Origin of the sequence: Candidatus Limnocylindrus sp. (assembly GCF_040397235.1) — a bacterium.
Classification (GTDB): Bacteria; Chloroflexota; Limnocylindria; order Limnocylindrales; family Limnocylindraceae; genus Limnocylindrus.
The window spans coordinates 115,761-140,744 of record NZ_JBBAWH010000004.1 but is presented as its reverse complement, the minus strand read 5'-3'; the positions used below and the strand labels follow the sequence as shown (position 1 = coordinate 140,744).

The following is a 24,984-nucleotide window of genomic DNA, read 5'->3' as shown; positions in this document are numbered from 1 at the left end:
AGAGGGGCACGCCCGGAGCCACTTACAGTTCGGCTGGTGCGCCCTTTGCTCCGCCACGGAGCGGGATCTCCTCGATCAGCGTTGCGGCGACAAGCGCCACGAGGCTGGCCACCACGGAGAGCCAGAAGATCGAGCCGATCGCATCGGCAATACCAGACTTGATCGCCGGAAAGAAGGCGTCAAGATACTGCACAGGGATCAGGCCGATCAGGGCCTGGTCGAACTTTCCACCAACATTGGTCAGCTGCGAAAGGTTGCCGCCAATCGCGGTGAAGAACGGGGTGAAGGTGCCCGCTGGGGCCGCCTTCGCCAACTCGGTTGGGATGGTGGTCGCAAGCTGCCCACCGAAGTAGGAGCCGACGAGCGCCAAGCCTACCGACCCGCCGACCTGGCGGAAGAAGGTGAGATTTGACGTCGCTGCGCCAAGGAACTTGAATGGCACCGCGTTCTGCACCACGATCGTGAAGACCGACAGGGTCGGCCCAATGCCGAGACCGGCGAGGAACATCCAGAGGCGCAAGGCCCATGGATCGGTGTCCGCCTTGATGTTCGTCAGCAGCACTGAGGCTGCTGCAACTACCACGATGGCACCGAGGATTAGCGTCTTATAGCGTCCACTTCGTGCAACGATTAGCCCGGCGGCGACCGAGCTGATGATCACACCCAGTAGAAGCGGAAGTGTGGCGTAGCCAGAGCTCGTCGCCGTCTCACCGAGCACTGTCTGGAAGTAGCGCGGCAAGAAGATGATCGAGGTAAAGAATCCGATTGAGGCGAAGAACGAGGCCGCAGCGGCGGCCGCAAATGTGCGGTTACGGAAGAGCTCGAGCGGAATGATCGGCTCTTCGACCCTCGCCTCAATGAAAAGGAAGAGGCCAAGGAGTGCGAGTCCGAGCGAGATGAGCCCCGCAACCTCTAGGGTCGCAAATGCGTTGGTCTGTACGTTGGTGAGGCCGATAAGTACAGGAATAATTCCGGCGGCAAAGACGAGAGCGCCCAAGAAGTCGATCTTCTGATTTGCTCGTCCCTTAATGGTTGGCAGCTCAATCAAGATGATTGCAATGCTGATCAGGCCGATTGGCAGGTTGACGTAGAAGATCAGGTGCCAGCTGAAGGTGTCGGTGAGCCAGCCACCGAGCGCTGGGCCAATGAGGCTTGCCAGTCCGAAGACGGCGCCGAAGAGCCCCTGGTAGCGACCGCGCTCCTTCGGTGAGTAGAGGTCACCAATGGTTGCCAGTGCAATAGGGAAGAGCGCACCGGCGCCGAGTCCCTGGATGCCACGGAAGATGATCAGCTGTTCGATGTTCTGCGAGAGGCCAGAGAGCACAGATCCGATGAGGAAGAGGCCAACTCCGATAAGGAGGAGCGGCTTGCGGCCGTACATGTCGGAGAGCTTGCCGTAGATCGGCACCGTAACGGTGCTGGCAAGCAGGTAGATCGTGACCACCCAGGTGTAGAGGTTTGCACCACTCAAATCGGTGATGATCTTTGGCAGAGCTGTGCCGACGATCGTCTGGTCGAGCGCACCCAAGAAGAGGGCCATCATGATCGCGAGGATGATCCCTTGCTTGGCGCGCTTCGAAAGGTCTGCCCCTGCGGGTGCAGGCGCCGCCTTCGCGACTGTGCGCCGCTTTGCCGCAACAGGGCGACGAGACTTGGCTGTGGCCATCCGGTAAACCTCCATACCGCGCCGCCAGATCTCCGACGATATTTCGCGTTGCAACTACCTTACCCCTCACCGCGGATGCCTGCTGAGCGGTAGGGTTCCCCTATGCAGATTGCCGTGGTCATTGAGGGGCAGATGAACCTGTCGTACGAGCAGCAGCTCGCCGCCGCCCGTCGAGCCGAGGCGGTCGGCATCAGTGGCTTCTTCCGCACCGACCACTACCAATCATTCCCAGGCTCCGACGACCAGGCGACCACCGACGCTTGGAGCGTGTTGGCGGGAATCGCGCGTGAGACGACATCAATCACCCTCGGCACGCTGGTCAGCCCCGTCACCTTTCGGGCGCCAGGCGAGTTCGCCAAGGTGGTCGCCACCGTGCAAGAGATGGCGGGGCGGCCGATCCATGCCGGCCTCGGCACCGGCTGGCATGAGTCGGAGCATCGCCGCTACGGCTTCCCGTTTCCTGAGATGGCCATACGCGCAGAGATGCTCGAAGAGCAGCTCGAGATCGTGCGCGGTCTCTGGGCCGGACCCGACGGCTGGTCGTTCAGCGGCAAGCACTACAGCGTGAGTGACGCCCTCTTCCGTCCGAAGCCATCGCCCGTTCCGTGGATCATCACTGGCGGAGAAGGCTCGCCGCGCGGCATGCGCATCGCGACGAAGTACTCGGATGAATTCAACCTCACCTCATCCACCCCCGAGACCGCCCGCGAGAAGTTCGCGCAACTTGATGCCACATGTGTCGCAGCGGGCCGAGCGCCAGAGAGCCTTGCGCGATCGGCGATGACGGGGATGATGATCGGTCGAACTGAGGCTGAGTATCTCGAGAAGATCCGCGGCTTCATGTCGCGCATTGGCGCCGCTGGTGATCCCGAGGAGTATCTTGCACCACGCCGAGCGCGATGGCTGGTCGGTACCCCCGATCAGGCGCTGCTGCAGATGCGCGCATTCCGCGATACGGGGGCGAACCGTCTCATGGTGCAGCACATGGATCCCACGGAGACCGCATCACTCGATCTACTTGCGGAGCTGCACGCGCAGCTCTAGCGCGCGCCATTAGCGCGCAGCGGGGATTCGCCCCCTACGGCCACGCGGCCCAATTCGAAAGAGCACCCTGCCGCGGAGTGCGCTGAGCGGCTGTGCGCCGTCGTGGCGCGAGTCGCGCGAGAGCGCGGCGTTATCACCAAGGAGCCAGAGCCCTGAGACGCCAGCGGGCGGTTGGGCGACGCGCTTTACGTCGAAACGACCCTCGCGCTCAACGATCACCACGCTACCGATCGGTGGTGCGCCTCGGAGGCCAGGGAGACCGTTAGGGCCCGCTGGAAGCACAAGGAGCCGGTCCCCCGAGATGAGGGCCGGCTCCATTGAGCGTTCAGCAACATCGGCGACCCAGATCCGTCTGGGTCGGTTGATCACAGTGGCGCGTTACGCCTTCGACGCGACGAACGTAGCAGCGAACGCCTCGGTCGCAGCGACAAGCTCTGCCGCCGCCGCCGCATCTACGTTCTGCTTGTTCTTGGAGGCCAACTTCAGGAGCTTCCAGACCTGATCGTGCAGGTCGGGGAACTTCGCCAGATGCTCTGGCTTGAAGTAGTCGGACCAGATGACCTGGACCTCGTGCTTCACCTTCTCGGCGTGCTCCTCTTTAGCGGTGATGCAGCGCACGAGCTTATTGCGCGTGGCGCTGTCGGTCACCTCGAGCTGGCCGATCAGCTCGACCATGCGAGCGACCGTCTTGGCGGCCACCACCGCACCTGATGGGTCGTAGATGCCACACGGCACATCGCAGTGCGCGTGGACGGTGACTGGTGTGAACTCGGCGAATAGGTTACGCATGTAACTCTCCTCTCTACTTAACAAATACGGAAACGGCCACGTTGAGTAGCGCCAGCACGCCGATCGCGTGATAGGTGTTCGCTGCAATGGATACGTCCTTACGACGCGGCCACGCGAGCAGCAAGATCACTGCCGCTACGGCAATCTTGATGCCGAACTTGGCATAGTTCACCGGGTCGGCGCCCATCTCGGCGATCCCAATGAGCAGTACGCCAGTCAGGAACTGGAGCAGGGTGCCGTGGGTCATCCCCGCCGAAAGGCGCTTCGGGGAGATCGATAGGCCCGTGAAGTATCCCCCCACGATTGCGGCCATGCCGAGTAGGTGAATGAAGACGAGGACGAGATAGGCACCCTCCATGGTTTCCCCTTTCTACTGCGCGGCCATGGGGGCCGCCCCTCTGTACGGTAGCGGACTGTGCGGCGCGCGACGAGCCTCGGTCGTGGGGGGTAGGAGCGTGTAGGGTTTCAGGATATGAGCGAACGAAAGGTCCGGGCCTACAGCTCGTACAGCCGAGATGCCTTGATCCCTCCTGCAGCGGGCGAAGGGGTCGCGTGGCTTGGGCGTCAGCCGTGGGCCCACGCAAGCCTTGCCTATCGTGCGCTGCGCTTCACCCTGCGCGTGGTGCTCGGTGCGTTCGGGATGCGCATACGGGCCAGCGGGCTTGAGCGCCTCGCCACGTCTGGACCGCGAATCCTGGTCGGTGCTCCGCACCGTCGCTACTACGAGGCCTTTGCGCTCGGCATCGTCGCCCCCGCAGCGCCGCGGATCTGGTGGCTCGGCCTTGGCCCATTCATTGTTGGTCGCGGTCGCGTCCGCTCGGTGCTACTGCGGCGACTCGGTGGCCTCCTCCCGGTGTGGCGTGGCACGAGCGGCATTGAGACGCACCTGAATGCGGCGACCGCCGTCTTCGCCGCTGGCGCCCACTATGGCGTGATGCCCGAGGGTGGAACCGGCGGGCCAGCAGATCGCTTCGCAGAGTTCCGCCCCGGTGCTGCGATTATCGCCATGCGCACTGGAGTGCCGGTCGTGCCGGTGATCTTCCGATTCCGCAATCGCAGATTCGGCCTGCCGAGCGTTGAGGTGATCGCACTCGACGACACCTCGCCATGCACTGATCGCCCAACTCCGGAGGCGGGGAGCCGAGAGGAGCTGACCTTTGCCGCCGCGTGGAGCGAAGCTCTGGCCGATCGTATGGAGAAGATCTGGCGTAACGGGGCAGGATCGCCGTCATGAGCGCCAACGTTTGCCCCTTTATTGCGACGGGGGCAGACTCCTCGAAGCGATCGTCAGGGCCGAGTGCGGCGCACTCCTGTTTCGCGACGCGCCCCGCAGAGCCGATCAACCTGCAGCGGCAGAGTGACACCTGCCTCACCCCAACATTTACCGCCTGCCCAATCTTTCTTGCTTGGGCCTCGCGCGAGGCTGCGCAAACGATCGATGCCCCCGCCCCCCAGCCACTCCCGTTCGGTACCCCCGCAGCAAGTGCTCCAGTCGATCTCGCCGCTGCAACGCTCGGCATCGATGAGATTGATGGCGAGTACGAGGATCTCCCCGAGGGGAGCATCTGGTCAACGGCGCCGGCGCCAGGTGAGCCGCGCTACGAGCTAAGCCCCACCGAAGAGGAGCGCGTCCGTGTAGTTCCGCTGCACAAGCGTCGCTCCATGGACGACGAGGCACCACGTGCCGCACTGCGGCTCCCGAAGATTCCAGGGGGAACGCGAGGCGCCGCTGCGCTGCTCGTTCTTGCTGCGGTAGTTCTCTTCTCAATCCCGACGATTCTGAAGGGGGTGAACGGCTTCATTGCTGGCGTGACGGCTACACCTTCGCCAAGCGCCTCACCGACCAGTGACGTCAGCCCGTCGCCAACCCCAACGCCGACAGCAGAGTCGCTGCTCTATCGCGTGAAGTCGGGCGATACGCTGGGGAAAATTGCTGCGTTTCACCAAGTGAGCATTGATGCCATCTTGAGCGCGAATCCCACCATTGATCGTCAGACTCTAACAATCTATGCGGGTGACGAGCTGATCATCCCGCAGGGGATTCCCGACGTGGTGACGTCACCGAGCCCGTAACGGGCGAGGGTATTAGCGGTCGCGCGGCGAGAAGTTGATCGCGGTGATCTTGCCAGCTTCGACCTTGATCGTTGCGTCAATCTTGCTGCTCTTGGATCCGGGTCGCACGACCAAGATGTCGCACTCGACCTGATGGCCGGTGTCCTTGACTTCGCCTGGGATCATGCGCAGCCCCTTGTCGGCGCGCAGGAACCAGCCGCCAACGCGTTCGTGTCCCTTCAACAGTTGAACGCTGTCGGCGACGTGCACGCGCATCTCGATGCGCTCGTCCATGAGCTTGAGAGCGCCTACGCGGTCATCCGCGTTCAGCAGCTCAAAGAAGGCGTCGGTTGTCTCTTCTGCACCCATTCGCTGATGGTACCCTGCCGACGATGATTGATGCCCTCGACGCCGCCGGCCTCCTCGCCCGCTTCGCTGCACTGCACCCAGTTGCGGCCACGGGGATGGGGATCCATGACTACGACGGATCGTGGGGCGAGCATGGCCCCGCCGGTCGCGCGGCGCGGCTGGGCTGGTGCGATCGCGAAGAGGCACGGCTGGTTGCCATCCCGGTGACGAGCCTCAGCCCCGACGACCTCTGCGATCGCGACCTAGTCCTTGGCACGATTCGCGCGATCCGGTTCGAACTACAAGAGGTGCAGCCTGAGGCGTGGGACGCCCTCCACACGGTGTCCGTCATTGGCGGCGGGCTCTCCCCCCTCATCGCACGCGGCTTCGGAACGGCAGAGCGTCGTGCCAGCGACCTTGCCAGCCGGCTCGCGCAGGTTCCCGCCCTTCTCGATGCCGCCGTTGCCGACCTCACCGGCCTCCCTGAACTGCGGGTGCCCGCCGACGATGGCGCACCGCGACGCGGGGGAGATCTCCCGCCGGCAGGCACAGCCACGCTCCCAGCGCGGCCAGTCAGTCGCCTCCATACCGAAACGGCGATCGCACAGGCACCAGGCATCGCCGAGCTCGCTGAGCTCGGGGTCACGACCTACGGTGAGGCGCTGCGCGGCCCAGCCGATGCGGCCATCGCCGCCACAGATCGGTTCATCGAGCGGCTGCAGCGCGAGGTTCTCCCGAAGAGTTCCGGCGAGGGGCGCTACGGCGCAGCACTCTACGACCGCGCCTTGCGCCACACCCTCTTCGGATCACACGACCGTGCCGCAATTGCAGCCAAGGGGGAGCAGGAGTTCGCCGCGGTGCGCGCGCGCATGATCTCGATCGCCCAACGCATTGCACCGGAGTGGCTCGGGGAGCGGGCAACCGCAGCACTCAGCGGCGATCGTTCAACGCTCGTCGCTGAGGTGTTGCACGCGATTGGCGGCGATCACTGCGCCCCCGAAGAGATGCTGGATCGGTCACGCGCCGAGACGGCGCGGTGCGAGGCGTTCATTCAGCGCACTGGGCTCGTTGACCTACCGAAGGAGCCGCTCGAGATCATGTGGACGCCGCTCTTCTTGCGCGCCTATGCTGGAGCCTTCCTTGATGCGCCAGGCCCACTTGATCGTGGTGAGAAGAGTTTCTTCTACGTGACGCCAGCCCCCGATGATGCAACTCCCGAACAGGTTGAGTCGAAGATGCGTGAAGACAACAACCGGATGTTGGCGCTGCTCGCGATCCACGAGGCGATCCCAGGTCACTACCTGCAGCTAGCCGCCGCGAATCAGACGCCGCGCCCACTTCGCGCCGCCTTCGGCTCTGGCGTCTTTGCCGAAGGGTGGGCGGTCTACGTCACGCAGGTGATGATTGATGAGGGGTTCGGTGATGGCGACTTGGCGCTCGAGCTGGTGCACTGGAAGTTCTACCTCCGCTGCATCGCCAACGCGCTACTTGATGCAGGCATTCACGCGGATGGCCGCGATGAGGCGTGGGCGCTGGACCTGATGGTTGGCCAGAGCTGGCAAGAGGAGGCGGAGGCGAAGGCGAAGTATCTGCGCGCACGTCTCATCTCTACGCAGCTGCCGACCTACTTTGTCGGATCAATGGGGTGCTGGGAGGCTGAGGATCGCGCACGGCGTGCCGCTGGTGGGCCAGTTGCGCATGTTGACGGCGCGGATCTGCCTGGGAACCGAGTGGAGACGCCGGGCTTCTCGCGACCGGACCACCTGCGCGCGGTGCTCTCGCACGGCACGCCACCGATCCCGCTCCTCGAGCGACTCCTCGGCCTCGCCGAGTAGAGCGACTAGGAGGGGAGCCCCTCCTCTGCAGTGATGTCACGGCTCAGGCCGCAGGCATGCTCGGTGCGTACGGTGACTGCTGCGTTCGGCAGAAGCTCAATGGAGCGCACGAGGTGCAACGAGCTTCCCTGGTATACGCGCTCGAATCCACCCTCCGAGTTGGAGATCGTTTCGATTGGCGCCCATGCGGCGGCCGCCTGCGGCGCACTGGTGGTCGTCAGTGCAATGCCGAGATAGTCGTTCCCTGAGCTGAGTGGCGCGCTGGCTTGCGCCTCGCCCGGTGCGTCATGCGCAGTGCGCGCCCCCGCCACAGTCCAGTGCGCCGCGGGATTACCACCGCCACCGAGCAGCATCAGGTTCCACTCTTCATCAAGGACAGCGCTGAGGGCTGGGCCGCCGGTGTGCGCGAGCGTTGTCTCAACGGCGAGGGTCGGATCCATTCGACCCCCCGCTAGCCGAATCGTTCGCGTCGCCGCGATGGTCGTGCCAGCAATCTGCTGCGTAGCGGTGAGCGTTGCACTGCGATCGTCATGTTCCGTCAGCACCCAAGGTGTTGAGACAAGGGTGCAGATCGCCTTGGCGGCGCCGTCGGCGATCGCGCGACCGCTCGTACCAGCAGGGTAGAGGCGCAGTAGGGCGGAGCGGCGTTCGTAGTCGTCGTACTGCAGCTTTGCCGCCAGACCTGGCTCTTTCACGGAGACGATTTCGTGAATCGATGCCACACCACCACTCTCGCTTGCAGGGTTCGCCGTTGTGCCGGCCGCCTCAGCTTTGGCATGTGCGCGCAGCTTCTCGTGATACGCCTCGGGGCGTCGGCGCATCACCGCCAGGAGCGCGTGGTGGGGGGCGCGTAGGTCAAACGAGGTGATCGCACCACCTTCGGTGGGGTCGATCTGCAGTCGCGCACCGGCGTTGGCGAGCTGGAGCTCACTGGCCCCATCAAGGTCGAGATCGGCAAGGAGCGCTGGCAGCGCCGCGCCCGCACTCGTGCGGCGGTAGGTGCCGTCGGCGATGTCTTCGGCGGCGATGAGGTGCTCGAAGGTGGCGAGGCGCATGTGCGTGATGTACACACCGCCGAAGAGTCCGTGCCAGTAGCAGTCATTTGATTGGCCGCGGTGCAGATGATCCTCGGCGGCTAGCCGCACCGGCCCCGCGGGCATGGCGGCCACCTTGGCACTGGTGCGCAGCATCTGCTTATGCAGATCATTGATCTCGCTGTACTTCACCTGGAAGTTACGCCAGAAGCCGCCGCGCAGATAGCGCGCCTCAGGGCTACGCGCATCCTGTGCCGCATGCAGCGTCGGCCCAAAGACCTGTGACTCCTCTGGTGGCAGCACCCAATCGCCCATCTCGGCATACGACGAGGTCGGCAGATAGACGCGACCGATCGGGCCGCGCTCATCGAGCCAACGCGATGGCGTGGTGGTGGTCAGCCAATCAGCGTTCTGCTCAAGGGCGGTGAAGAACTTCTCCACCCATTCCCCCTCGCCCCAGCAGTGATCCCAAGTGGTTGGCCACGAGCCGAACTTCTCACCGTCGTCACCCATCGTGCCGATGCGCTCGCCGTCGGGGGTGGCGTGTTCACGCAGATACTCAATCACGCTCTCGACTGTGCCGAAGGGGATGCGATATCGCAGCCCCTGCTCGGTGCCGAAGACGGTGAGCGGCTTCCCCTCATCTTCGGTGAGGTAGGCGCCCCAGAGTGCATCTTCTGGGATGGCAGCGGCGCGGAAGTGCGCATCGTCGAGGATCGTCCAGCGATAGCCGCCATCGTGCAGTGCCGCTGGTAGTGATGGCTCCCAGACGCGCTCGGCGAGCCATGCACCCTGCGGCGCAACGCCGACGAGCTCTTTAATGCGCTCGCGCATGCGTCGTAGCTGCGCGACGCGATCCGCAGCGGGGAGTGAGGCGAGGATCGGCTCGTAGAGTCCGCCACCAACGATCTCAACCTGGCCGCGTTCCACAAGTGTGCGCACGCGCGCAAGGAAGTCTGGATGCGCGGCGGCAAACCACTCGAGCAGCGGTCCGGTGTAGTGCAGTGAGAGTCGCACCTTCGGGTGGCGCTCCAGCGCCTTGATCATCGGCAGGTAGGCCTTCTCGTAGATCTCATCAAAGACCCAGCCGAAGTTGCCGACCGGCTGGTGGTTGTGCAGGGTGAGCGCGAGCGAGATCCGACGGGGTGCGCCACTGCTACTCATGGGGAGAGGTTAGCGGTGGGACCCCGTTTGTGGGGCGGCGGCGGGGAGGTAGAGCCGCTCGCAGTACTCGTGGAGCATGCGGGTGGTGCTGAAGCGCCAAAGGGTGCTGCCGATTGATGCACGCGCCAGGTCGAGCCAAGCGGCGGGGAGGCCATCGGCGCTGCGATCGTAGTAGCGCGGTACGACCTCGTTCTCCAGGATGCGGTAGAGGCTCTCGGCGTCAGCCGCGTCTTGTGCCGCGTCATCCGGGTTGATGGAGGTGTCGCCGATCGCAAAGCCGTTGCTGCCCGTGTACCCCTCGTCCCACCAGCCATCAAGGATCGAGACATTCACGGCGCCATTGGCGGAGGCCTTCATTCCAGAGGTGCCCGACGCCTCAAGCGGTCGACGCGGCGTGTTGAGCCACACGTCGCAGCCGGCGACGAGATAGCGCGTCGTGCGCATGTCGTAATCCTCCATAACAAAGATGCGCCCACGGAAGGCGTCGGCGCGGCTCTTCTCCCAGATGTCGCGAATCACCTCTTGGCCGGCGCGATCAGCCGGGTGCGCCTTTCCGGCGAAGACAATCTGCACCGGCCGGTCACTGTTGCTCAAGATGCGGGTGAGACGCTCAATATCGGTGAAGAGAAGATTAGCGCGCTTGTAGGTGGCGAAGCGGCGAGCGAAGCCGATCGTCATAACGTTGGGGTCAAAGAAGGTGTCAGCCTCGCGAAGTGCGTCGGGCGAGTCACCGTGTCGCCCGAGCTGTCGGCGGATGGAGTCACGCAAGAACTCTCCGAGTGCCACCTTCTGCCGAGCGTGGGCGTCCCACCAGGCGCGCGCATCAACGCCCCCGAGGCGCTCCCAGAAGCCTGCCGCCTCTGGTCCATCGGTGTCGAGTCGATCGAGGTCGGCGTTCAGGAACTGCTCATAGACGACGCGCGTCTCGCGCCCCACCCAGGTCGGCATGTGCACCCCATTGGTGATCCCAAGGATCTTGTTGGTGATGACCGGTGACCAGGTGGCGTTGGCCGTCTCTGCGTGTAGCTTGCTCACGGCGTTCGCGCCAACGCTCAGTCGAAGTGAGAGGGCGGTCAAATCAAAGGCACCACGATCACCCTCAGCGCCAACGGCGAGATCAAGCATGCGCTGCAGCGGTACGCCGCCGGCGTCGGCCTCACCGGTGCCGTCACAGAGTGGCCCCACCACGCGGCGCACCAGGTCAACGGCGAACTTCTCATTCCCTGCCGAGACCGGGGTGTGAATGGTGAAGACGGTGTGACGCTTGACGTGATCAAGCGCGCTATCAAGCGTCTCGCCCGCGGCGACGAACTCGCGTGTGCGCTCCACGAGGTTCAGGGCCGAGTGGCCTTCGTTCAGGTGATAGACCGACGGGGCGACGCCGAGGGCGCGCAGGGCGCGAATGCCGCCGACGCCGAGCACCATCTCCTGGTGCAGGCGCATCTCCCGGCCACGCACGTACAAGATGTGGGTGATTGGTCGGTCAGATTCGCTGTTGGCGCTGATGTCTGTATCGAGGAGCAGAACAGGCACGCGACCGATCTGTGCAACCCATACCGCCGCCGAAACTCGGCGGTCGCCGAGCGGAATCGAGATAACGAGCTGCTCGCCGGTCGGACCTGCGGCGCGGACGAGGGGCAACAGCGAGAGGTCAATCTCTGGGTAGGCGTGCTCCTGATGCCCATCGGCATCGATGGCTTGGCGGAAGTATCCGCGGCGATAGAGGAGTCCGACGCCGACGAGTGGGAGCGCCATATCTGAGGCGGCCTTCATATGGTCGCCGGCCAAGACGCCGAGGCCGCCGGAGTAGAGGGTGAGGCTCTCGTGCCAGCCGAACTCGGCACAGAAGTAGGCGATCGGGTTGGTGAGGTCGGCACCGTGTGCGCGAGGGAACCAGTGGTCGCTGCCGCCGGCCATGTAGTTGTCGAACGCAGCAACGACCTCGTCGACCTGGGTCAGGAACTTTGGATCCTCAAGGAGCGGCTCCCAGTCAATTGGGCCAGAGCAGATCGCAACGGGGTTACGCGTAGCGATCCAGCGCTCGGGATGAATGCGGCGGAAGAGGGCGCGAGCCTCAGGGTGCCACGACCACCAGAGGTTGTACGAGACGCGGCGCAGCCCCTCGAGGCGAGGTGGGACGCGGAACGAATCAGGTGTCGGTAGCGTGCGCAGCACGACGGAGCTCGTCATCAGTTCGTATCCTCCCCCCAACTGGCCACTCCGCCGTACGACGGCTCGTGGCACGGGCGGATTCTAGCGCCCGCCGCGCCCCTGTCGCTCGGCATCGGTCTCGGGGTACGAGACTGGTGCGGAGAGCGCTGCGGTTGCTGCCGCCGAGTAGGCCGTATCGGCTGGGCTCGACGAGCCCTTCACCGTGACCGACTTTGCGCCAACTGGCGGCTGCTCCGTTGCAGGCAGGATCGAGCGGCCGGGGAGCCGATGTTCGAGCTTGACCGTTACGTCGTAGTCCTCGCAGATGTCGAGGAATGGATCTGGATCCATCATGTCGGGCGACTTGACCCCCGCGCCACCCCAGACGCCCTCGGCGATCAGCTCCATGGCCATGATGGGCATGACACCCGTCTGCCAGGCGACTGGCTGCAGGTTGTATCGACCCATCGTCTCCGCGGCATCGCACACCTGATAGTGGAACGTTTCGCGCGGGCGGCCATCCTTTGTGCCGCTGACTAACGTTCCAACGATCGCACGACCGATCATGCTCTTACCGAGCGTTGATGGGTCAGGCGAGAGGGCGGCGATCACGTCGCGCGGTGCAACTTGGACGCCCTTCACGTTAATTGGGTTCTTGCCGTCGAGCCCGAGCCGATGCAGCAGCTGCAGCGTCTCGATGAAGTCGGCGCCGAGCGCGTACTTGAAGGTGATCACATCGGCCTTCATGCTGCGCGGCAGCTGCACGATCTCTTCATGCTCGACGTTCACGCACATCACGGGGCCAACCCCTTCAGGGAAGACGAAGTCCTCCGGCTCGCTGAACGGCTCGCGCACCTCAATCTTGCCGTTACGCCAAACGATCGGCGGGTTCAGGCACTCCTCGATGACGGTCCAGAGGCTGAAGACCGTCGCAAACGGGTAGCCCTCAATGCGCAGGTCGCCACCGTCTCGCACGTGCACCGCAGAGATGTCGTCGAAGGTCCACTTCTTGGCGTAGGCGGCAAAGATGTTGGAGAGGCCCGGGTCCATCCCCATGCCGATGAGCGCCAACTTGCCGCGGTCCTCCCAGAGCTTCTTGCGCTCCTCTTGATACGCGCCGAGCATCACCCCTGGAACGGTGAATGGGTTCTGCACATCAGGGACCGAGAGGCTCGTCGCCATGTCGATGTAGTGCACGCCAGCCTCAAGGGCGGCGTCGAACACTGCAGGAACGAAGCGAGGGTCAACGGCGTTCAAGACGAGGTCTGCCTTGGAGCTCGCGATGAGCTCCTTCAGCTGCGCCGCGTTCCCCGCGTCAACCTGGGCAACCTTGTACCCAGCGCCGACCGCATCGGCGACCGTGCGTGCACGGTCGAGGGAGTAGTCCGCAAGGGTGAGGGTGCCGAGCCACTTCTTTCCTTTGATGAGGTGGGCGATTGCCTCGCCAACCGTGCCAGTACCGACTACCAGAACGTTCATCGTTCAGTGCCTTTCACGCGGGGGCCCAGGAAGCCGGGCTGCACCCGCACCAGGGGGAGTCCTCAGAGGGCTCAACCCAGTTGCTCATGGCAGCCTACGCCTACCCCCCGGGGGGTCGTCAAACAGCACGGAGTTCGTGCGGGGAGTGGTCGTATACTGAACCTAGGCGACAGATGTCGCCACACGCGAAGTGAAGGGGGATGCCATGGAAGGACTACTACCGGTTCTCGTGATCGTTGGTGTACTCGCACTCGTTGCGATCTCTGCCTTTAACGGGCTGGTGAATGGGCGCAACCGCGTGGACGAGGCGCTCGGTCAGATTCAGGTGCAGCTTAAGCGCCGCTATGACCTCATTCCAAATCTAGTTGATGCAGTCAAGGGGCAGATGGGCTTCGAGAAGGGCGTTCTCGAGAGCGTCACGAAGGCGCGCGCCGCTGCCGTCAACGCCGGTACCTCTGGCGACACCGCGGCGCAAGCGAAGGCTGAGAACATGCTGACCAGCTCGCTGCGCACCCTCTTCGCCAACGTCGAGGCTTACCCAACCCTGAAGTCGAATGAGAATGTGATTCAGTTGCAGGAGCAGCTCACCTCAACCGAGAATCAGATCGGGTTCAGCCGACAGCATTACAACGCATCCGTGCTCTCTTACAACAATGCCGTGCAGACCTTCCCAGGCCTGCTCTTTGCGAGCGCGTTTGGATTCATCAAGCGTGAGTTCTTCGACGCCCCTGATTCCGAGGAGGCCGTTCCGAAGGTCAACCTCTCCTAGTCGGCACCGGTCGACGCGATGGCAACCTTCTATGACCTTGCGGCGGAGAATCGACGAAAGTCGCTCCTCCTCGTCTTGATCGTGGTGGCGATCCTCGCCGCCTTCGGGGCGAGCGCAGGGATCGCCCTCAGCGGCAGCGTTGACGGTGGCATCCCCTTCGCCCTCGGCGCGTTCGTCCTCGGGTTCTTCCTCACGCTCGGCGCATATTTCAGTGGCGATAAGGCGGTGCTTGCCGCCGCGGGTGCCAAGGAGCTCGACCCCTCGGCCGGCCGAGAGGAGCGCGAACTCGACAACATCGTCAACGAGCTCTGTCTCGCCGCGAATATGCCGAAGCCGAAGGTGTACACCATTGAAGACACGGCGCTGAATGCGTTCGCCACGGGGCGCGATCCAGAGCACGCAAGCATCGCGGTCACCGAAGGGCTCATGCGCACGCTTGACCGTGAAGAGATGAGTGGCGTGATCGCCCACGAGCTCTCGCACGTGCGCAACTTTGATATTCGCTACGGGCTACTCGTGGCCGCCCTGGTGGGATCGCTCGCACTGCTAAGTGACTTGGTGGTGCGCTGGGCGTTCTGGGGCGGCGGTCGCCGACGCAGTAACGACCGCGAGGGTGGAAACGCTCTACAGGTGATCTTTATCATCCTCACGATCGTGCTCGCCGTCCTCGCGCCGATCGCCGCGCGGCTGGTTCAGCTCGCCGTCTCGCGCCAACGCGAATACCTAGCCGATGCATCAGGGGTGGAGCTCACGCGCAACCCCGCCGGGCTGGAGCGGGCGCTGGCTAAGTTGGCTGGCGATAAGGAGGTCCTCGAGGTTGCGACCAAGGCCACGGCGCACATGTACATCATCAATCCGGTGAAGCACTTCGAAGAGCGCTCAGCCGGATTCTTGGCCACGCACCCACCGCTCGTTGATCGCATCAACCGTCTGCGTGCCCTCCGTAGCGCGAAGCCGCTGGAGTCGGTGACCGAGGCTTAGTCGCGACACTCCGCAACCCAGGCGGCCCACTCCGTTGGGTACAACTCGGAGTAGCGCGGCCCGCTCCCTGAGTTATAGAGGCGGATCAGATCGCCGCGTCGCTCACATTCAGCCAGGTTGACCGCGGTGATCAGCAAGGCGACGAGGAGTCCGATCGCGATCGCCCCGACCGTGAGCCCAACCCAGAGCCCCTGCCGGTCGCCGTAGTCATCCATGCCGCCTCCTTGCTATGGTGTGTCTCGCGCGGGAGTAGCTCAGTTGGTAGAGCACTTGCCTTCCAAGCAAGATGTCGCGAGTTCGAGCCTCGTCTCCCGCTCCAACCCCCTCTTTGTGGTTAGGCGTGCGTGTCGGCGATGATCGCGCGCGAGACCCGCTTTGCGACGGCCAGGATCGTGACCATCGGGTTCACGCCGAGCGCCGTCGGGAAGAGCGACCCGTCGGCAATATAGAGACTCTTGATCAGGCCGCCGTGCGGATCGTTCGGGCGAGGTCGTGGCGTAGAGCGAACGCGGCCCCACGGATCACAGACATGGTAGTTCGAGTCTGATCCCATGCGGGCCGTGCCCATCTGGTGCGCAGAGAAGACGGTGCCGCGATTTGGGGAGAAGTCGAAGCGGTGCAGCCGGCGCAGGTAGACCTCCAAGGCCTTGCTCCCTTCGCTGCGGCGCCAGCTCATCGGTGGTGATCCCGCGGCGATGATCTCGCTCGCGCCAGCCGCCTCAGCGATGCGTGACATTGAACGGAGTGCGTGGCGCAGTCCGCGCTCGTCACGCGGCGTGGTGCGGTAGTTGATCTCGGCAAAGCCGGCGCGACTCGCCGATACGCTGCCGCCGGCGTCATCTTTAACGATCGCCAATATGGGGGCGATGTATCGACCCAACTTCATCAGGCGCTCATGTTCGGCGCGAGAGGTCCACGGAATGCCGAGTGCGAGAAGGCCAGGGTGACCAGGGGCACTCTCAATGATGTAGCCGTTGCGCTCCTCATCTGGGTCAATGAAGCGCGAGCTCTTCGCCGCCTGCATCGTGCCGCGCCACATTTCAACCGGCTCGTCGAAGACTCCCGCAACCAGGCTGACCGGATGTAGTCGCAGGTTCTTGCCGATGGCGGGGTGGGTGAGGCCGCTGCGCTGCAACAGAACAGGTGTCCGGAGAGCGCCACCTGAAACGACCACCGTCTTCGCGATGATCTCCAGCGTGCGAGGCGACCCAGCGCGCGCGCCGAAGGTGGTGATTGCACCAGTCGCTGTGCCCTTCTCAATGACAAGTCGCTCCGCCTTGCAGTCGGGCAAGATGCGCGCACCGTTAGCAACCGCCTGCGCCAAATGGAGGCGAAGAGAGGATTGCTTCGATCCGACCTTGCAGCCGAACGTGCAGGTCCCACAGTCGCTGCACTCAGCGCGGTTGACCTGAAGCCGCTCGCTGCTCCAGCCGAGCTTCTCGGCGCCGCGAATGATCGCCGCATCCTTGAGCGGCACGTTCTGGGATTCCTTCGCGCCGATCTCCTTCAGTACCGCGTCGAGGTCTCTTCCGAACTCGACTCCAGCGGCACCGGTGACGCCGTGCTCCCCCTCCCACTCCTCGCGCACCGGCTCGGGGGTTGGGATTGAGGCCATCCAGTTCACGGTGGTGCCGCCACCAACGGTGCCGCCGGCAAGGATCGCGATATGTGCATCGGCCGTGGCGGTGAAGCCAGAGTCGAGATAGAGGCGCTCGTAGGCATCGCGTTCCTTTGTTGGGAAGGTTGCTTCGGCATAGAGGCCACCCGCCTCAATGACGAGCACTTCGCGACCTGCGGCCGATAGGTCACGTGCAATGCTCCCGCCGCCAGCTCCCGAGCCGATCACCAAGACATCGACAGCAATGCGCTCCGCGTCGCCAGGGTCGAAGGCGGTGATCTGTGTGACGTTGGCGGTCGTGGGGTTCGGCGTTGGGTTGTAGCCGAGAGCGCTCAGTCGCGTGCGCACGAGCTCATCGGCCGGCTCGTCGGCATCGGAGTAGGCAATGAACGAGAGGAGCTTGCGGAAGACGGCGGCACCGCTGCGGAGCATTGGCACCGGATGCTGAACCCAGCGGCGCAGGAACTCGTCTCGCTGCGTCGCCTTCAACGTGCCGAAGCGCGCCAGGCGTCCGCCAATGAGCAGGCTGCCAATGCGTGTGTCGAGAAGGTTGAGGACCAGCCGCAACTGGCCGTGAAGGGCGGGGTCAACCACCTTGGCGATCGCCGTCTCCGCGGCCGCGGCGCGTGCGGCACCACCGCCAGCGACGAAGCCCTCCGCTAGGGCTGTGAGGGTGCGGCGCTGTGCCTCGCTAAAGATGCCCACGGCGGGCGTCGATGGGGCGGCGGGCGTCAGTCGCTTATCGGTAGCCATGCCGCATATCTTGCCTCTTTATGCGTGCGTCGGCAGACGGTGGCGCGCCGCTGGGGTACGATCGGCACCGTTGGCGCGTGGCCAAGCGGTAAGGCACCTGCCTCTGGAGCAGGGGATCCTAGGTTCGAATCCTAGCGCGCCAGCCAACTATTTTCGTGCGAAACGCGCCCGCTAGCGCAGCGTGTCGAGCCAGCCTCCGACCGCGCCAATGAACGCGGGGACATCCTCTTCAAATGGCACATGCCCAATCCCTGGCAGCACGACCCACTCCGCCTCTGGCCGGTCTGCGCGGAGCACCTCACCGCTCGTCAGTGGCACCCAGCTGTCGTCTATGCCCCAGAGGATCAGCGTTGGCGGCGTGCCGGCCGCCGCACTCAGAGTGGCAATAGTTTCAGGAAGTGTGTTCTTGGCACCGTCACGAATGATGCCGAGGAGTGCCAGGTCCCAATCGCGCAGCAGCGATGAAGCGGCGTAGCCGGCGACCAGGGTCGGAGTGGCGGCGCTCTTCACGGCGAAGGCCGAGGAGAGCAGTTCGCCAAACGTCGCGGGGCTGAAAGCGTTGCGGATCACAATACGTGCGAGGCGTCGGATCGGCGGCACGTCGAGCAGCAGAGCGGCAGCGGACGGTGAGCTGCTGACACCACTCTTCGGCTGCACAACGGCGGCATCGATGTAGGCAAGGCCAGCAACGCGTTCGGGGGCGAGGGTAAGCATCCAACTAATCACGTTGCCGCCCATGCTGTGGCCGAGCAGCACGGCGCGATCAACCTTCAGCTGGTCTAGGACCGCGAGGGCGAAGGTGGCCTGCGCCTTATGGCTGTAGTCGCGCCCCCATGACTTCTCGGAGAGGCCAAACCCTGGAAGATCGATCGCGATCACATGCCAGCCGCGCGCGGCGAGCGGTTCCATCACATCGCGATAGCCGAAGGTACTCCCGCCAAAGCCGTGAATGAGCAGCAGGGCAGGATCTTGCGGATCACCCGCCTCGGCGATGACGCTCTGCACCCCATCGGCAGTGATCAGGCGCGCGCTTGGGGCGGCCGCCGTTGCCAAGAGCGTTGCGGGGTCAGCATCGGCACCCTTCGGAATATCGACCAGGTAGGGGAGCGTAGTAAGGCCCACCAGAACCACGAGCAGTGCGATTCCGAGCTTACGCAGACGCTTCATGCCACGAGGATAGCGCGCTGGTAATGGGGCGATAATCTATGTCGCTAGAATGTTCCCATGAGCAGCACACGCGTCCTCTTCCTCTGCACCCATAACAGCGCACGGTCGCAGATTGCCGAGGCGCTCCTGCGTTCGCGTGGACGCGGCGCCTTCGAGGTTGAGAGTGCCGGCACCGAGGCGACCCTGGTTCGCCCCCATGCCCTTACCGTCCTGAACGAAATCGGCATTGATGCCTCCGCCCAGACGAGCAAGACGCTTCACCAGTTCCTTGACGAGACATTCGATTACGTGATTACCGTCTGTGACGCAGCGAACGACGCCTGCCCGATCTTCCCCAATGGCGGACAGCGCGAGCACTGGTCGCTGCCAGATCCCTCAAAGGTAGTAGGGAGCGAGGAACATCAGTTAGAGGCGTATCGCGAGGTGCGCGACGATCTCGAGATCCGCATCATGGAGTTCATCCGCCAGGCTGAGGCGAGCGCGAAGAGCTAGCGGCGACCTCGCTGCAGGCGAATCATCTGCGCCTTGGCGATTAAGTCGCGCGGGAAATCGAGAAGGATCGGTTCGTAGCCGAGTGGAATCTCCATGTGGAGCCCGGCCTTCGTGAGCTTGCGTACCAGGCTCAACTTATCCATCTCATCGGGGGCAACGAAGCTGACCGCCTCACCGAGTGCGCCAGCGCGACCGGTGCGGCCGATGCGATGCACGTAATCCTCAGGGTCGAAGGGGAGCTCGTAGTTGATGACCGCGGGGAGTGCCTCAATGTCGAGGCCGCGCGCAGCGACATCGGTGGCGACCATCACGCGCGCCTCGCCTGCCTTGAACGCCGCAAGCGCACGGTTGCGCTGCTTCTGATCCTTGTCACCGTGAATCTCGACCACGGAGTGCCCATCGCGATGGAGGAAGTCACCAAGGCGATTCGCCTCAACCTTACGGTTCACGAAGACGAGCGCCTGCTCCCACGGCTTGGTGCGCAGCAGGTCACTGAGCAGCTGTCGTCGGCGTCGATCATCGACGGCCATGATCACCTGGCGAACGTTCTCGGCGGTCTGGTTGCGCCGCGCGACTTCGACGGTGATCGGGTCGCGCAGGAAGTCCTGCGCCAAGGCGCGAATCGGCTCAGAGAAGGTCGCCGAGAAGAGGAGGCTCTGGCGCTGCTTTGGGATGAGCGCAAGGATGCGCTTCAGGTCGGGCATGAAGCCCATGTCGAGCATGCGGTCGGCCTCATCAAGCACCAGGATCGACACCTGCGAGAGGTTCACCGTCTTGGAGTTGGCATGGTCGAGGAGTCGACCCGGTGTGGCGATGAGAATCTCGAGCCCTGCGAGCAGCATCTTCTGCTGTGGTGGCATCGGCACGCCGCCGTAGACGACGCCGCTGCGCAGTGGCAGGTGTCGGCCGTAGGTTGCGGCGCTCTCGGAGATCTGCACTGCAAGCTCGCGCGTCGGCGTGAGGACGAGCGCGCGCACCGGATGCCGCGCCGGGCTCGGCGATGACGATGCCAGCGGCTTCAGTAGCTGCAGGATTGGCAGCACGAAGGCGGCAGTCTTTCCTGTGCCGGTCTGGGCAGCGCCGAGAAGGTCGCGACCCTGCAGCACGTACGGGATCGCCTGCGCCTGGATCGGGGTCGGTTCGGTGTACCCCTCGTCGGCGACGGCTCGTAGGAGTTCGGGGGCAAGTCCTAGTTCAGAAAAATCGGGCATCAGTCGGTCAAGCGTACCCGAGAGCGGCGCGAAGGGTGCGATGATCAGTGAGATGAAAGAGAGGGCAACGCTCCTTGGTAGTCTCGCGCCAGCGCAACCCCTCGCCGCTCGGATGCGCCCAACGACACTCGATGAGGTGGTCGGCCAGGGTGCACTGGTCGGGCCAGGCGCACCGCTACGGCGACTCCTTGAGCGCGGTGAGGCGCCCTCGCTGCTGCTTTGGGGGCCACCGGGGAGTGGAAAATCGACACTCGCCGCTGTTATCGCCGCGTCGCTGAAGGCGGTCCCCACGAGCCTCTCCGCGACGAGCGACGGCGTGGCCGAGGTCCGCAAGGCGGTCGCTGCAGCGATCGAGCGTCGTGAACACGGCGAGCAGACGCTCCTCTTTATTGACGAGCTGCACCGCTTCTCGCGCACGCAGCAGGATGCCCTGCTGCCACACGTGGAGGCGGGCACGATCATCCTGGTCGGCGCCACGACTGAGCCGCCACCACGTGCGATCTCGCCGGCACTCCTCTCGCGCATGCGCACCTTCCGCCTGGCTCCACTCGGCAGTGACGATCTTGAGACGCTGCTCGACCGGGCGCTCAGCGATGCGCGTGGCCTTAATGGCCTCGTACAGGTTGATGCCGACGCACGCCGCCAGTTAGTCGGCTATGCATCGGGTGATGCGCGTCGACTCTTAACGCTGTTAGAGATGGCCGCCCTGATGACGACAGAGGGGAGGGAGATCACGCCGCGCGAAGTGCTCCTCGCCGCGCAAGACCGAAGCCTGCCGTACGACCAGTCTGGCGTCACCTCAGCGCTGATCAAGAGCATTCGTGGCAACGATCCTGATGCGGCGATCTGGTGGCTGGCGACAGCGCTGGAGGGCGGCGAGGATCCACGCGTGATCGCGCGACGACTGCTCGTCTCCGCATCGGAGGATGTGGGCAACGCTGATCCTGCAGCGCTCCCGCTTGCCGCGGCTGCAGCACAGGTTGTAGAGCTGGCGGGATCACCAGAGTGCGATTGGGCACTTGCGCAGGCGGTCACTTATCTCGCCTCTGCGCCGAAGTCGCCACGCGCAGGCGAGGCACTCGCCGCTGCGCGTGAGCAGATCGCCGCCAGCGGACAACTGCCAGTCCCTGGCCATCTGCGCGCGTCGGCAAAGACGTATCAGTCGCCACACGCGGCCGGCGAACCGTTTGACATCGATCAGGAGTATCTGCCGCGCGAGATTGCGACGAAGCGCTTCTATACGCCGTCGGGGAGTGGCGCGGAGGCGGAGCTGCGCGATCGCATTGCCGCGCTGCGCGCCGCGCGCGCCAAGGGGGCGAACTCTTAGGCGAGTCCGTGCGCGAGCAGGAGTTCGCGGTTCGCCAAGATCTCGCTCGTTGATCCATCGGCCACGATCACGCCGCGATCAACCACGATGCTGCGCGGGAATGCGGCGCGAGCCAACTCAAGATCGTGGGTGCTGACGATGAGTGTCTGCGTGAGCGACTGCAGCAGCTCAATGAGTTCACGTCGCCCGCGCGGGTCGAGCCCAGCAGATGGCTCATCGAAGACCAAGATGCTCGGGTTCATCGCCAAGACGGTGGCCAGGGCGACACGCTTACGCTGACCGATTGAGAGGCGCATCGGCGCGCGCTGCGCGAGGTCAAGCGCGCCAACGGCGGCAAGTGCGCTCTCTACGCGGTCATGAATTGCACTGGAGGTGAGCCCCATGTGCGTTGGGCCGAAGGCAACGTCGTCCCACACCGTTGGACTGAAGAGCTGGTCATCGGGATCTTGAAAGACGAGTCCCACCTCGGCACGTACACGACCGATCGTCTCGTTCGATACCTGCGCCCCAGCCACATGCACGGTGCCGTGGGTGGGTCGGTGAATCCCGTTGAGGTGCAGCATCAGGGTGCTCTTCCCCGCGCCGTTCGGCCCCAAGAGCGCAATCTTTTCGCCGCCGGCGATCGCTAGATCAATGCCGCGTAGCGCCTCGGTTCCATCGGGGTAGCGGAAGTGCAGGTGGGAGATCGCGATGGTGCCGTCGCCAGTTGGCGCGAGTGCCGCATCGTGGGCATGTTCGTGACCATGGCTGTGCGGCAGCGGTGCCCCTGGATGCGTATGTGGGTGCTCGTGCTGATCAGTCATTCGTTCAGCCTACAGTCGCGGCAGCAGCGCGCCAAAGAGCGTCAGGGCGAGCACCAGAGCGAGAACGCCGATCACCTTGATCGTGAGGCGCGGGTCGGCCGTCGGCATGGTCCCGACAGAGAGTGAGCCAGTCGCCCCGCGCGAGGCGGCGGCCTCCTCAATGCGCTGCGCTCGGGAGTAGGCGCGCAAGAAGAGCGAGCCGACCAGGTTCCCTGTTGTTCGCGCACGCCACGAGATGCTGCCGCCGATTCGCTCTCGGCCAGAGCCCTCAGGGCTCGCGGAGCGTGCGGTGCGGGCGCGGAGCATGCGTCGCGCCTCATCGCGGAGGAGCTCGAGATACCGAATGGTCAGCCCAGCACTCGTGGCGATCACTTCGGGGAGCTTCATGCGGCGGAGGGCGGTGACGATGGAGGGGGCACTAGCAAACGCCAAGAGCAGCATGGACGCCTGCACGCTGATCCATGCCTTGATGAGTGCGGTGAGCGCAATGCGCAGCCCCGCCCCAGAGACCTGCAGGGTAAGGGGGCCGACTGAGCCAGCCCAGAGCAGCTCGTCGCTCCGCAGGAACACAATCGGCACCGCTGCGACCACAAACGGCAACGCAACCAGTCCTCGTCGGGCAAGGCGCGTTGGGCCTATGCCGAGCAGTGCACCGGCAAACGCGAGCAGGATCCACGAGAGCAGCAGTGCCAGATACGAGCCAGGGGGCAGAAGTGCGACCGCGGTGACAAAGGCGAGCGTTGCAATGACGGCAGCACGTGTGTCACGGCCAACGCCACGCGGTTCGGCGATCACGATTGTGCTCGACTTCGCGCGAGGCGCCCCAGTGCAAACAGCACGCCAATCACCACGATGATCCCAAGTACGCCGGCGACAGCGGTCGATGCGCCGCCATCAAGTCCGGGAATGGTGTAGCCGGGGAAGAGTTCGAATGGTGACACCTCTCCAGCGTTCAAAAATCCAAGCTGCACTGCAACGGCCTCGAGGCCATCTGGATCAGTCGATGCGAAGAGGCTCGCGAGTGTGGCCACCCCACCTGCAATCGCTACTCCGGTCACCAGGCGACGTACTGGCGATGCCTTTGATGGTGCGCTCACTCCCGCCAAAATGTCTGGGGCCGTTTGTGCGATGAAGGTGAGCGCGGCAACGGTGATTAGTGCTTCGCCAATGCCGATGAGGGCATGCACGCCGAGCATGGCGGGAAGCCCAATAGCAACATTGGTCGTGCCGGAGAGGCCGAGTTGCAACGTAGTGAATCCTGATGCTGCAACGACTGCAAGCCAGGCGGCGGCTCCTGCGCCGAGGATGGATGCGCTGCGGCTGCCGCCGAGCGCCGTGCCGACACCTCGAGCGACAAACGAACCGCCAAGCGTTCCGATGATCCCCATGTTGAAAATGTTGGCGCCGAGCGCCAACAGACCACCATCCTGAAAGAGGAGTGCCTGGATTCCAATCACCGTTGCCATCACGATCGTGCCCGCCCACGGGCCGAGCAGATAGCCGGCGAGTACCCCACCGAGCAGATGGCCACTGGTGCCCGTGGCGACCGGGAAGTTGAACATCTGCGCCGCGAAGATGAATGCACCGAGCACCCCCATCAGGATCGGCTGCGATGCGAGCAGCCTCACATCAGCGCGCCCGGATTTCCGCACGGCGATCCCCACGAGCACTGCAGTCGCGACCCAGAGCAGGAGGGAGAGCTGCGGCGACAGGAACCCGTCGGGGATATGCAACTGTGGGTACATCAAACCTCCTCAGCTCCAGCATCGACCGCTGGGCGACCCACCTAGTCTATCGCAATGCATTGCAATAAGGATTCCCGTATCCTCCCTGGGATGAAGCCCACGCCCGATCCGCAAGGCAGCCTCGCCACCCGCCTGCAGGCGGCGGTGCAGGGGCGCGGCCAGCGTTGGACCGAACAGCGGCAGCTGATCGCCGACGTGCTCGCCGCCTCGGACGGCCATGCGACTGGGGCCGAGCTAGTGGAGCGTGTGCGAGCCGCAGATCCGTCGGCAACCCCCTCCACGGTCTACCGCACGCTCGGTCTCCTCGAAGAGCTGGGGTTCGCCAGCCACCATCATGGGGTCGATGGGCGAGAGACTTACCACTTAGAGGAGGTTCTCGCGCACGGGCACCTGCACTGCCAGGGGTGCGGCGCCGAGGTGGAGCTTGATGCCGCGGCGGCGAAGCCGATCCTTGCGGCTATCGTGCGGGTCACCGGCTACGCCGCCGACCTCGACCACCTCTCGCTCCAGGGGCGCTGCCCCTCCTGCCGAGCCGTCGCCGCGCGGTAGACTCAGC

24 protein-coding genes and 2 tRNA genes are annotated in these 24,984 nt (G+C 64.4%); 11 read left to right on the top strand and 15 right to left on the bottom strand.

Going from position 1 to position 24,984, the window contains the following annotated elements; all coding sequences use genetic code 11:
* Positions 1-22: 22 nt before the first annotated feature.
* Positions 23-1,666: an MDR family MFS transporter gene (locus AC3LB0_RS04765; RefSeq protein WP_488650019.1), complete on the bottom strand. Its 1,644-nt coding sequence runs from the start codon at positions 1,664-1,666 to the stop codon at positions 23-25.
* A gap of 102 nt (positions 1,667-1,768) precedes the next feature.
* Here AC3LB0_RS04765 and AC3LB0_RS04760 point away from each other — a divergent pair, with 102 nt between their 5' ends.
* The gene (locus tag AC3LB0_RS04760; RefSeq protein WP_488650018.1) at positions 1,769-2,710 is read left to right on the top strand and encodes an LLM class flavin-dependent oxidoreductase; all 942 of its coding nucleotides are present in this window, start codon (positions 1,769-1,771) and stop codon (positions 2,708-2,710) included.
* A 9-nt stretch (positions 2,711-2,719) separates the two neighbouring features.
* On the opposite strand, the gene AC3LB0_RS04755 is transcribed toward AC3LB0_RS04760, so the two are convergent.
* The 3 genes from AC3LB0_RS04755 to AC3LB0_RS04745 are packed head-to-tail and all read right to left on the bottom strand — an operon-like array spanning position 2,720 to position 3,857.
* The gene (locus tag AC3LB0_RS04755) at positions 2,720-3,079 is read right to left on the bottom strand and encodes a S26 family signal peptidase (RefSeq protein WP_488650017.1); all 360 of its coding nucleotides are present in this window, start codon (positions 3,077-3,079) and stop codon (positions 2,720-2,722) included.
* A 9-nt stretch (positions 3,080-3,088) separates the two neighbouring features.
* Positions 3,089-3,499 (bottom strand): superoxide dismutase, Ni, encoded by a 411-nt coding sequence (gene sodN / locus AC3LB0_RS04750; protein WP_488650016.1) that lies wholly within the window; start codon positions 3,497-3,499, stop codon positions 3,089-3,091.
* A gap of 13 nt (positions 3,500-3,512) precedes the next feature.
* Positions 3,513-3,857, bottom strand: a complete 345-nt coding sequence (locus AC3LB0_RS04745; RefSeq protein WP_488650015.1) for a hypothetical protein — start codon at positions 3,855-3,857, stop codon at positions 3,513-3,515.
* 114 nt (positions 3,858-3,971) lie between these two features.
* Here AC3LB0_RS04745 and AC3LB0_RS04740 point away from each other — a divergent pair, with 114 nt between their 5' ends.
* Both AC3LB0_RS04740 and AC3LB0_RS04735 read left to right on the top strand, forming a co-directional pair.
* Positions 3,972-4,733: a lysophospholipid acyltransferase family protein gene (locus AC3LB0_RS04740; RefSeq protein WP_488650014.1), complete on the top strand. Its 762-nt coding sequence runs from the start codon at positions 3,972-3,974 to the stop codon at positions 4,731-4,733.
* A complete protein-coding gene (locus AC3LB0_RS04735) occupies positions 4,730-5,572 on the top strand; it encodes a LysM peptidoglycan-binding domain-containing protein (protein WP_488650013.1) in 843 nt (280 codons plus the stop codon). The genes AC3LB0_RS04740 and AC3LB0_RS04735 overlap by 4 nt, the downstream gene beginning before the upstream one ends.
* Before the next feature lie 12 nt (positions 5,573-5,584).
* Here AC3LB0_RS04735 and AC3LB0_RS04730 read toward each other — a convergent pair whose 3' ends face one another.
* Positions 5,585-5,920 (bottom strand): hypothetical protein, encoded by a 336-nt coding sequence (locus AC3LB0_RS04730; RefSeq protein ID WP_488650012.1) that lies wholly within the window; start codon positions 5,918-5,920, stop codon positions 5,585-5,587.
* Between the two features lie 23 nt (positions 5,921-5,943).
* Between AC3LB0_RS04730 and AC3LB0_RS04725 the strand changes: the two genes are divergently transcribed.
* A complete protein-coding gene (locus AC3LB0_RS04725) occupies positions 5,944-7,734 on the top strand; it encodes a DUF885 domain-containing protein (protein WP_488650011.1) in 1,791 nt (596 codons plus the stop codon).
* A gap of 5 nt (positions 7,735-7,739) precedes the next feature.
* Here AC3LB0_RS04725 and AC3LB0_RS04720 read toward each other — a convergent pair whose 3' ends face one another.
* The 3 genes from AC3LB0_RS04720 to AC3LB0_RS04710 form a co-directional block, all read right to left on the bottom strand.
* Entirely contained in the window at positions 7,740-9,932 is a 2,193-nt protein-coding gene (locus AC3LB0_RS04720) for an alpha-amylase/4-alpha-glucanotransferase domain-containing protein (RefSeq protein ID WP_488650010.1), read from the bottom strand.
* Between the two features lie 9 nt (positions 9,933-9,941).
* Positions 9,942-12,122: an alpha-glucan family phosphorylase gene (glgP, locus tag AC3LB0_RS04715; RefSeq protein ID WP_488650009.1), complete on the bottom strand. Its 2,181-nt coding sequence runs from the start codon at positions 12,120-12,122 to the stop codon at positions 9,942-9,944.
* A 63-nt stretch (positions 12,123-12,185) separates the two neighbouring features.
* The gene (locus AC3LB0_RS04710; protein WP_488650008.1) at positions 12,186-13,562 is read right to left on the bottom strand and encodes a saccharopine dehydrogenase family protein; all 1,377 of its coding nucleotides are present in this window, start codon (positions 13,560-13,562) and stop codon (positions 12,186-12,188) included.
* A 205-nt stretch (positions 13,563-13,767) separates the two neighbouring features.
* Here AC3LB0_RS04710 and AC3LB0_RS04705 point away from each other — a divergent pair, with 205 nt between their 5' ends.
* Both AC3LB0_RS04705 and AC3LB0_RS04700 read left to right on the top strand, forming a co-directional pair.
* Positions 13,768-14,331 carry a LemA family protein gene (locus tag AC3LB0_RS04705; protein ID WP_488650007.1) on the top strand — a complete coding sequence of 188 codons (564 nt, stop codon included), beginning with the start codon at positions 13,768-13,770 and terminating at the stop codon, positions 14,329-14,331.
* A gap of 18 nt (positions 14,332-14,349) precedes the next feature.
* Entirely contained in the window at positions 14,350-15,312 is a 963-nt protein-coding gene (locus AC3LB0_RS04700; RefSeq protein WP_488650006.1) for a M48 family metalloprotease, read from the top strand.
* Here AC3LB0_RS04700 and AC3LB0_RS04695 read toward each other — a convergent pair.
* Positions 15,309-15,527, bottom strand: a complete 219-nt coding sequence (locus AC3LB0_RS04695) for a hypothetical protein (protein WP_488650005.1) — start codon at positions 15,525-15,527, stop codon at positions 15,309-15,311. The two genes, AC3LB0_RS04700 and AC3LB0_RS04695, sit on opposite strands and share 4 nt — an antisense overlap.
* A 28-nt stretch (positions 15,528-15,555) precedes the next feature.
* Between AC3LB0_RS04695 and AC3LB0_RS04690 the strand changes: the two genes are divergently transcribed.
* A tRNA-Gly gene (locus AC3LB0_RS04690) sits at positions 15,556-15,631 on the top strand.
* A 15-nt stretch (positions 15,632-15,646) separates the two neighbouring features.
* On the opposite strand, the gene AC3LB0_RS04685 is transcribed toward AC3LB0_RS04690, so the two are convergent.
* On the bottom strand, positions 15,647-17,683 hold the full coding sequence (locus tag AC3LB0_RS04685; RefSeq protein ID WP_488650004.1) for a GMC family oxidoreductase N-terminal domain-containing protein: 2,037 nt from the start codon (positions 17,681-17,683) through the stop codon (positions 15,647-15,649).
* 71 nt (positions 17,684-17,754) lie between these two features.
* Here AC3LB0_RS04685 and AC3LB0_RS04680 point away from each other — a divergent pair.
* Positions 17,755-17,829 (top strand) — tRNA-Gln (locus AC3LB0_RS04680).
* Between the two features lie 25 nt (positions 17,830-17,854).
* On the opposite strand, the gene AC3LB0_RS04675 is transcribed toward AC3LB0_RS04680, so the two are convergent.
* A complete protein-coding gene (locus AC3LB0_RS04675) occupies positions 17,855-18,850 on the bottom strand; it encodes an alpha/beta fold hydrolase (protein WP_488650003.1) in 996 nt (331 codons plus the stop codon).
* A gap of 57 nt (positions 18,851-18,907) precedes the next feature.
* On the opposite strand from AC3LB0_RS04675, the gene AC3LB0_RS04670 reads away from it, so the two are divergent.
* On the top strand, positions 18,908-19,342 hold the full coding sequence (locus AC3LB0_RS04670) for an arsenate reductase ArsC (RefSeq protein ID WP_488650002.1): 435 nt from the start codon (positions 18,908-18,910) through the stop codon (positions 19,340-19,342).
* On the opposite strand, the gene AC3LB0_RS04665 is transcribed toward AC3LB0_RS04670, so the two are convergent.
* Positions 19,339-20,553, bottom strand: a complete 1,215-nt coding sequence (locus AC3LB0_RS04665) for a DEAD/DEAH box helicase (RefSeq protein WP_488650001.1) — start codon at positions 20,551-20,553, stop codon at positions 19,339-19,341. The two genes, AC3LB0_RS04670 and AC3LB0_RS04665, sit on opposite strands and share 4 nt — an antisense overlap.
* A gap of 52 nt (positions 20,554-20,605) precedes the next feature.
* Here AC3LB0_RS04665 and AC3LB0_RS04660 point away from each other — a divergent pair, with 52 nt between their 5' ends.
* On the top strand, positions 20,606-21,880 hold the full coding sequence (locus AC3LB0_RS04660; RefSeq protein WP_488650000.1) for a replication-associated recombination protein A: 1,275 nt from the start codon (positions 20,606-20,608) through the stop codon (positions 21,878-21,880).
* On the opposite strand, the gene AC3LB0_RS04655 is transcribed toward AC3LB0_RS04660, so the two are convergent.
* The 3 genes from AC3LB0_RS04655 to AC3LB0_RS04645 are packed head-to-tail and all read right to left on the bottom strand — an operon-like array spanning position 21,877 to position 24,428.
* Positions 21,877-22,683 carry an energy-coupling factor ABC transporter ATP-binding protein gene (locus tag AC3LB0_RS04655; RefSeq protein ID WP_488649999.1) on the bottom strand — a complete coding sequence of 269 codons (807 nt, stop codon included), beginning with the start codon at positions 22,681-22,683 and terminating at the stop codon, positions 21,877-21,879. The two genes, AC3LB0_RS04660 and AC3LB0_RS04655, sit on opposite strands and share 4 nt — an antisense overlap.
* A gap of 9 nt (positions 22,684-22,692) precedes the next feature.
* Positions 22,693-23,478: an energy-coupling factor transporter transmembrane component T gene (locus tag AC3LB0_RS04650; RefSeq protein WP_488649998.1), complete on the bottom strand. Its 786-nt coding sequence runs from the start codon at positions 23,476-23,478 to the stop codon at positions 22,693-22,695.
* The gene (locus AC3LB0_RS04645) at positions 23,475-24,428 is read right to left on the bottom strand and encodes an energy-coupling factor ABC transporter permease (protein WP_488649997.1); all 954 of its coding nucleotides are present in this window, start codon (positions 24,426-24,428) and stop codon (positions 23,475-23,477) included. Before AC3LB0_RS04645 ends, AC3LB0_RS04650 begins: the two co-directional genes overlap by 4 nt.
* Positions 24,429-24,518: 90 nt before the next feature.
* On the opposite strand from AC3LB0_RS04645, the gene AC3LB0_RS04640 reads away from it, so the two are divergent.
* A complete protein-coding gene (locus tag AC3LB0_RS04640) occupies positions 24,519-24,977 on the top strand; it encodes a Fur family transcriptional regulator (RefSeq protein ID WP_488649996.1) in 459 nt (152 codons plus the stop codon).
* Positions 24,978-24,984: the final 7 nt, after the last annotated feature.

Coding starts and splice junctions, on each gene's coding strand:
- AC3LB0_RS04765 (WP_488650019.1), bottom strand. CDS start 1,666: ATGGCCACAGCCAAGTCTCGTCGCCCTGTTGCGGCAAAGCGGCGCACA.
- AC3LB0_RS04760 (WP_488650018.1), top strand. CDS start 1,769: ATGCAGATTGCCGTGGTCATTGAGGGGCAGATGAACCTGTCGTACGAG.
- sodN (WP_488650016.1), bottom strand. CDS start 3,499: ATGCGTAACCTATTCGCCGAGTTCACACCAGTCACCGTCCACGCGCAC.
- AC3LB0_RS04745 (WP_488650015.1), bottom strand. CDS start 3,857: ATGGAGGGTGCCTATCTCGTCCTCGTCTTCATTCACCTACTCGGCATG.
- AC3LB0_RS04740 (WP_488650014.1), top strand. CDS start 3,972: ATGAGCGAACGAAAGGTCCGGGCCTACAGCTCGTACAGCCGAGATGCC.
- AC3LB0_RS04735 (WP_488650013.1), top strand. CDS start 4,730: ATGAGCGCCAACGTTTGCCCCTTTATTGCGACGGGGGCAGACTCCTCG.
- AC3LB0_RS04730 (WP_488650012.1), bottom strand. CDS start 5,920: ATGGGTGCAGAAGAGACAACCGACGCCTTCTTTGAGCTGCTGAACGCG.
- AC3LB0_RS04725 (WP_488650011.1), top strand. CDS start 5,944: ATGATTGATGCCCTCGACGCCGCCGGCCTCCTCGCCCGCTTCGCTGCA.
- AC3LB0_RS04720 (WP_488650010.1), bottom strand. CDS start 9,932: ATGAGTAGCAGTGGCGCACCCCGTCGGATCTCGCTCGCGCTCACCCTG.
- glgP (WP_488650009.1), bottom strand. CDS start 12,122: ATGACGAGCTCCGTCGTGCTGCGCACGCTACCGACACCTGATTCGTTC.
- AC3LB0_RS04710 (WP_488650008.1), bottom strand. CDS start 13,562: ATGAACGTTCTGGTAGTCGGTACTGGCACGGTTGGCGAGGCAATCGCC.
- AC3LB0_RS04705 (WP_488650007.1), top strand. CDS start 13,768: ATGGAAGGACTACTACCGGTTCTCGTGATCGTTGGTGTACTCGCACTC.
- AC3LB0_RS04700 (WP_488650006.1), top strand. CDS start 14,350: ATGGCAACCTTCTATGACCTTGCGGCGGAGAATCGACGAAAGTCGCTC.
- AC3LB0_RS04695 (WP_488650005.1), bottom strand. CDS start 15,527: ATGGATGACTACGGCGACCGGCAGGGGCTCTGGGTTGGGCTCACGGTC.
- AC3LB0_RS04685 (WP_488650004.1), bottom strand. CDS start 17,683: ATGGCTACCGATAAGCGACTGACGCCCGCCGCCCCATCGACGCCCGCC.
- AC3LB0_RS04675 (WP_488650003.1), bottom strand. CDS start 18,850: ATGAAGCGTCTGCGTAAGCTCGGAATCGCACTGCTCGTGGTTCTGGTG.
- AC3LB0_RS04670 (WP_488650002.1), top strand. CDS start 18,908: ATGAGCAGCACACGCGTCCTCTTCCTCTGCACCCATAACAGCGCACGG.
- AC3LB0_RS04665 (WP_488650001.1), bottom strand. CDS start 20,553: ATGCCCGATTTTTCTGAACTAGGACTTGCCCCCGAACTCCTACGAGCC.
- AC3LB0_RS04660 (WP_488650000.1), top strand. CDS start 20,606: ATGAAAGAGAGGGCAACGCTCCTTGGTAGTCTCGCGCCAGCGCAACCC.
- AC3LB0_RS04655 (WP_488649999.1), bottom strand. CDS start 22,683: ATGACTGATCAGCACGAGCACCCACATACGCATCCAGGGGCACCGCTG.
- AC3LB0_RS04645 (WP_488649997.1), bottom strand. CDS start 24,428: ATGTACCCACAGTTGCATATCCCCGACGGGTTCCTGTCGCCGCAGCTC.
- AC3LB0_RS04640 (WP_488649996.1), top strand. CDS start 24,519: ATGAAGCCCACGCCCGATCCGCAAGGCAGCCTCGCCACCCGCCTGCAG.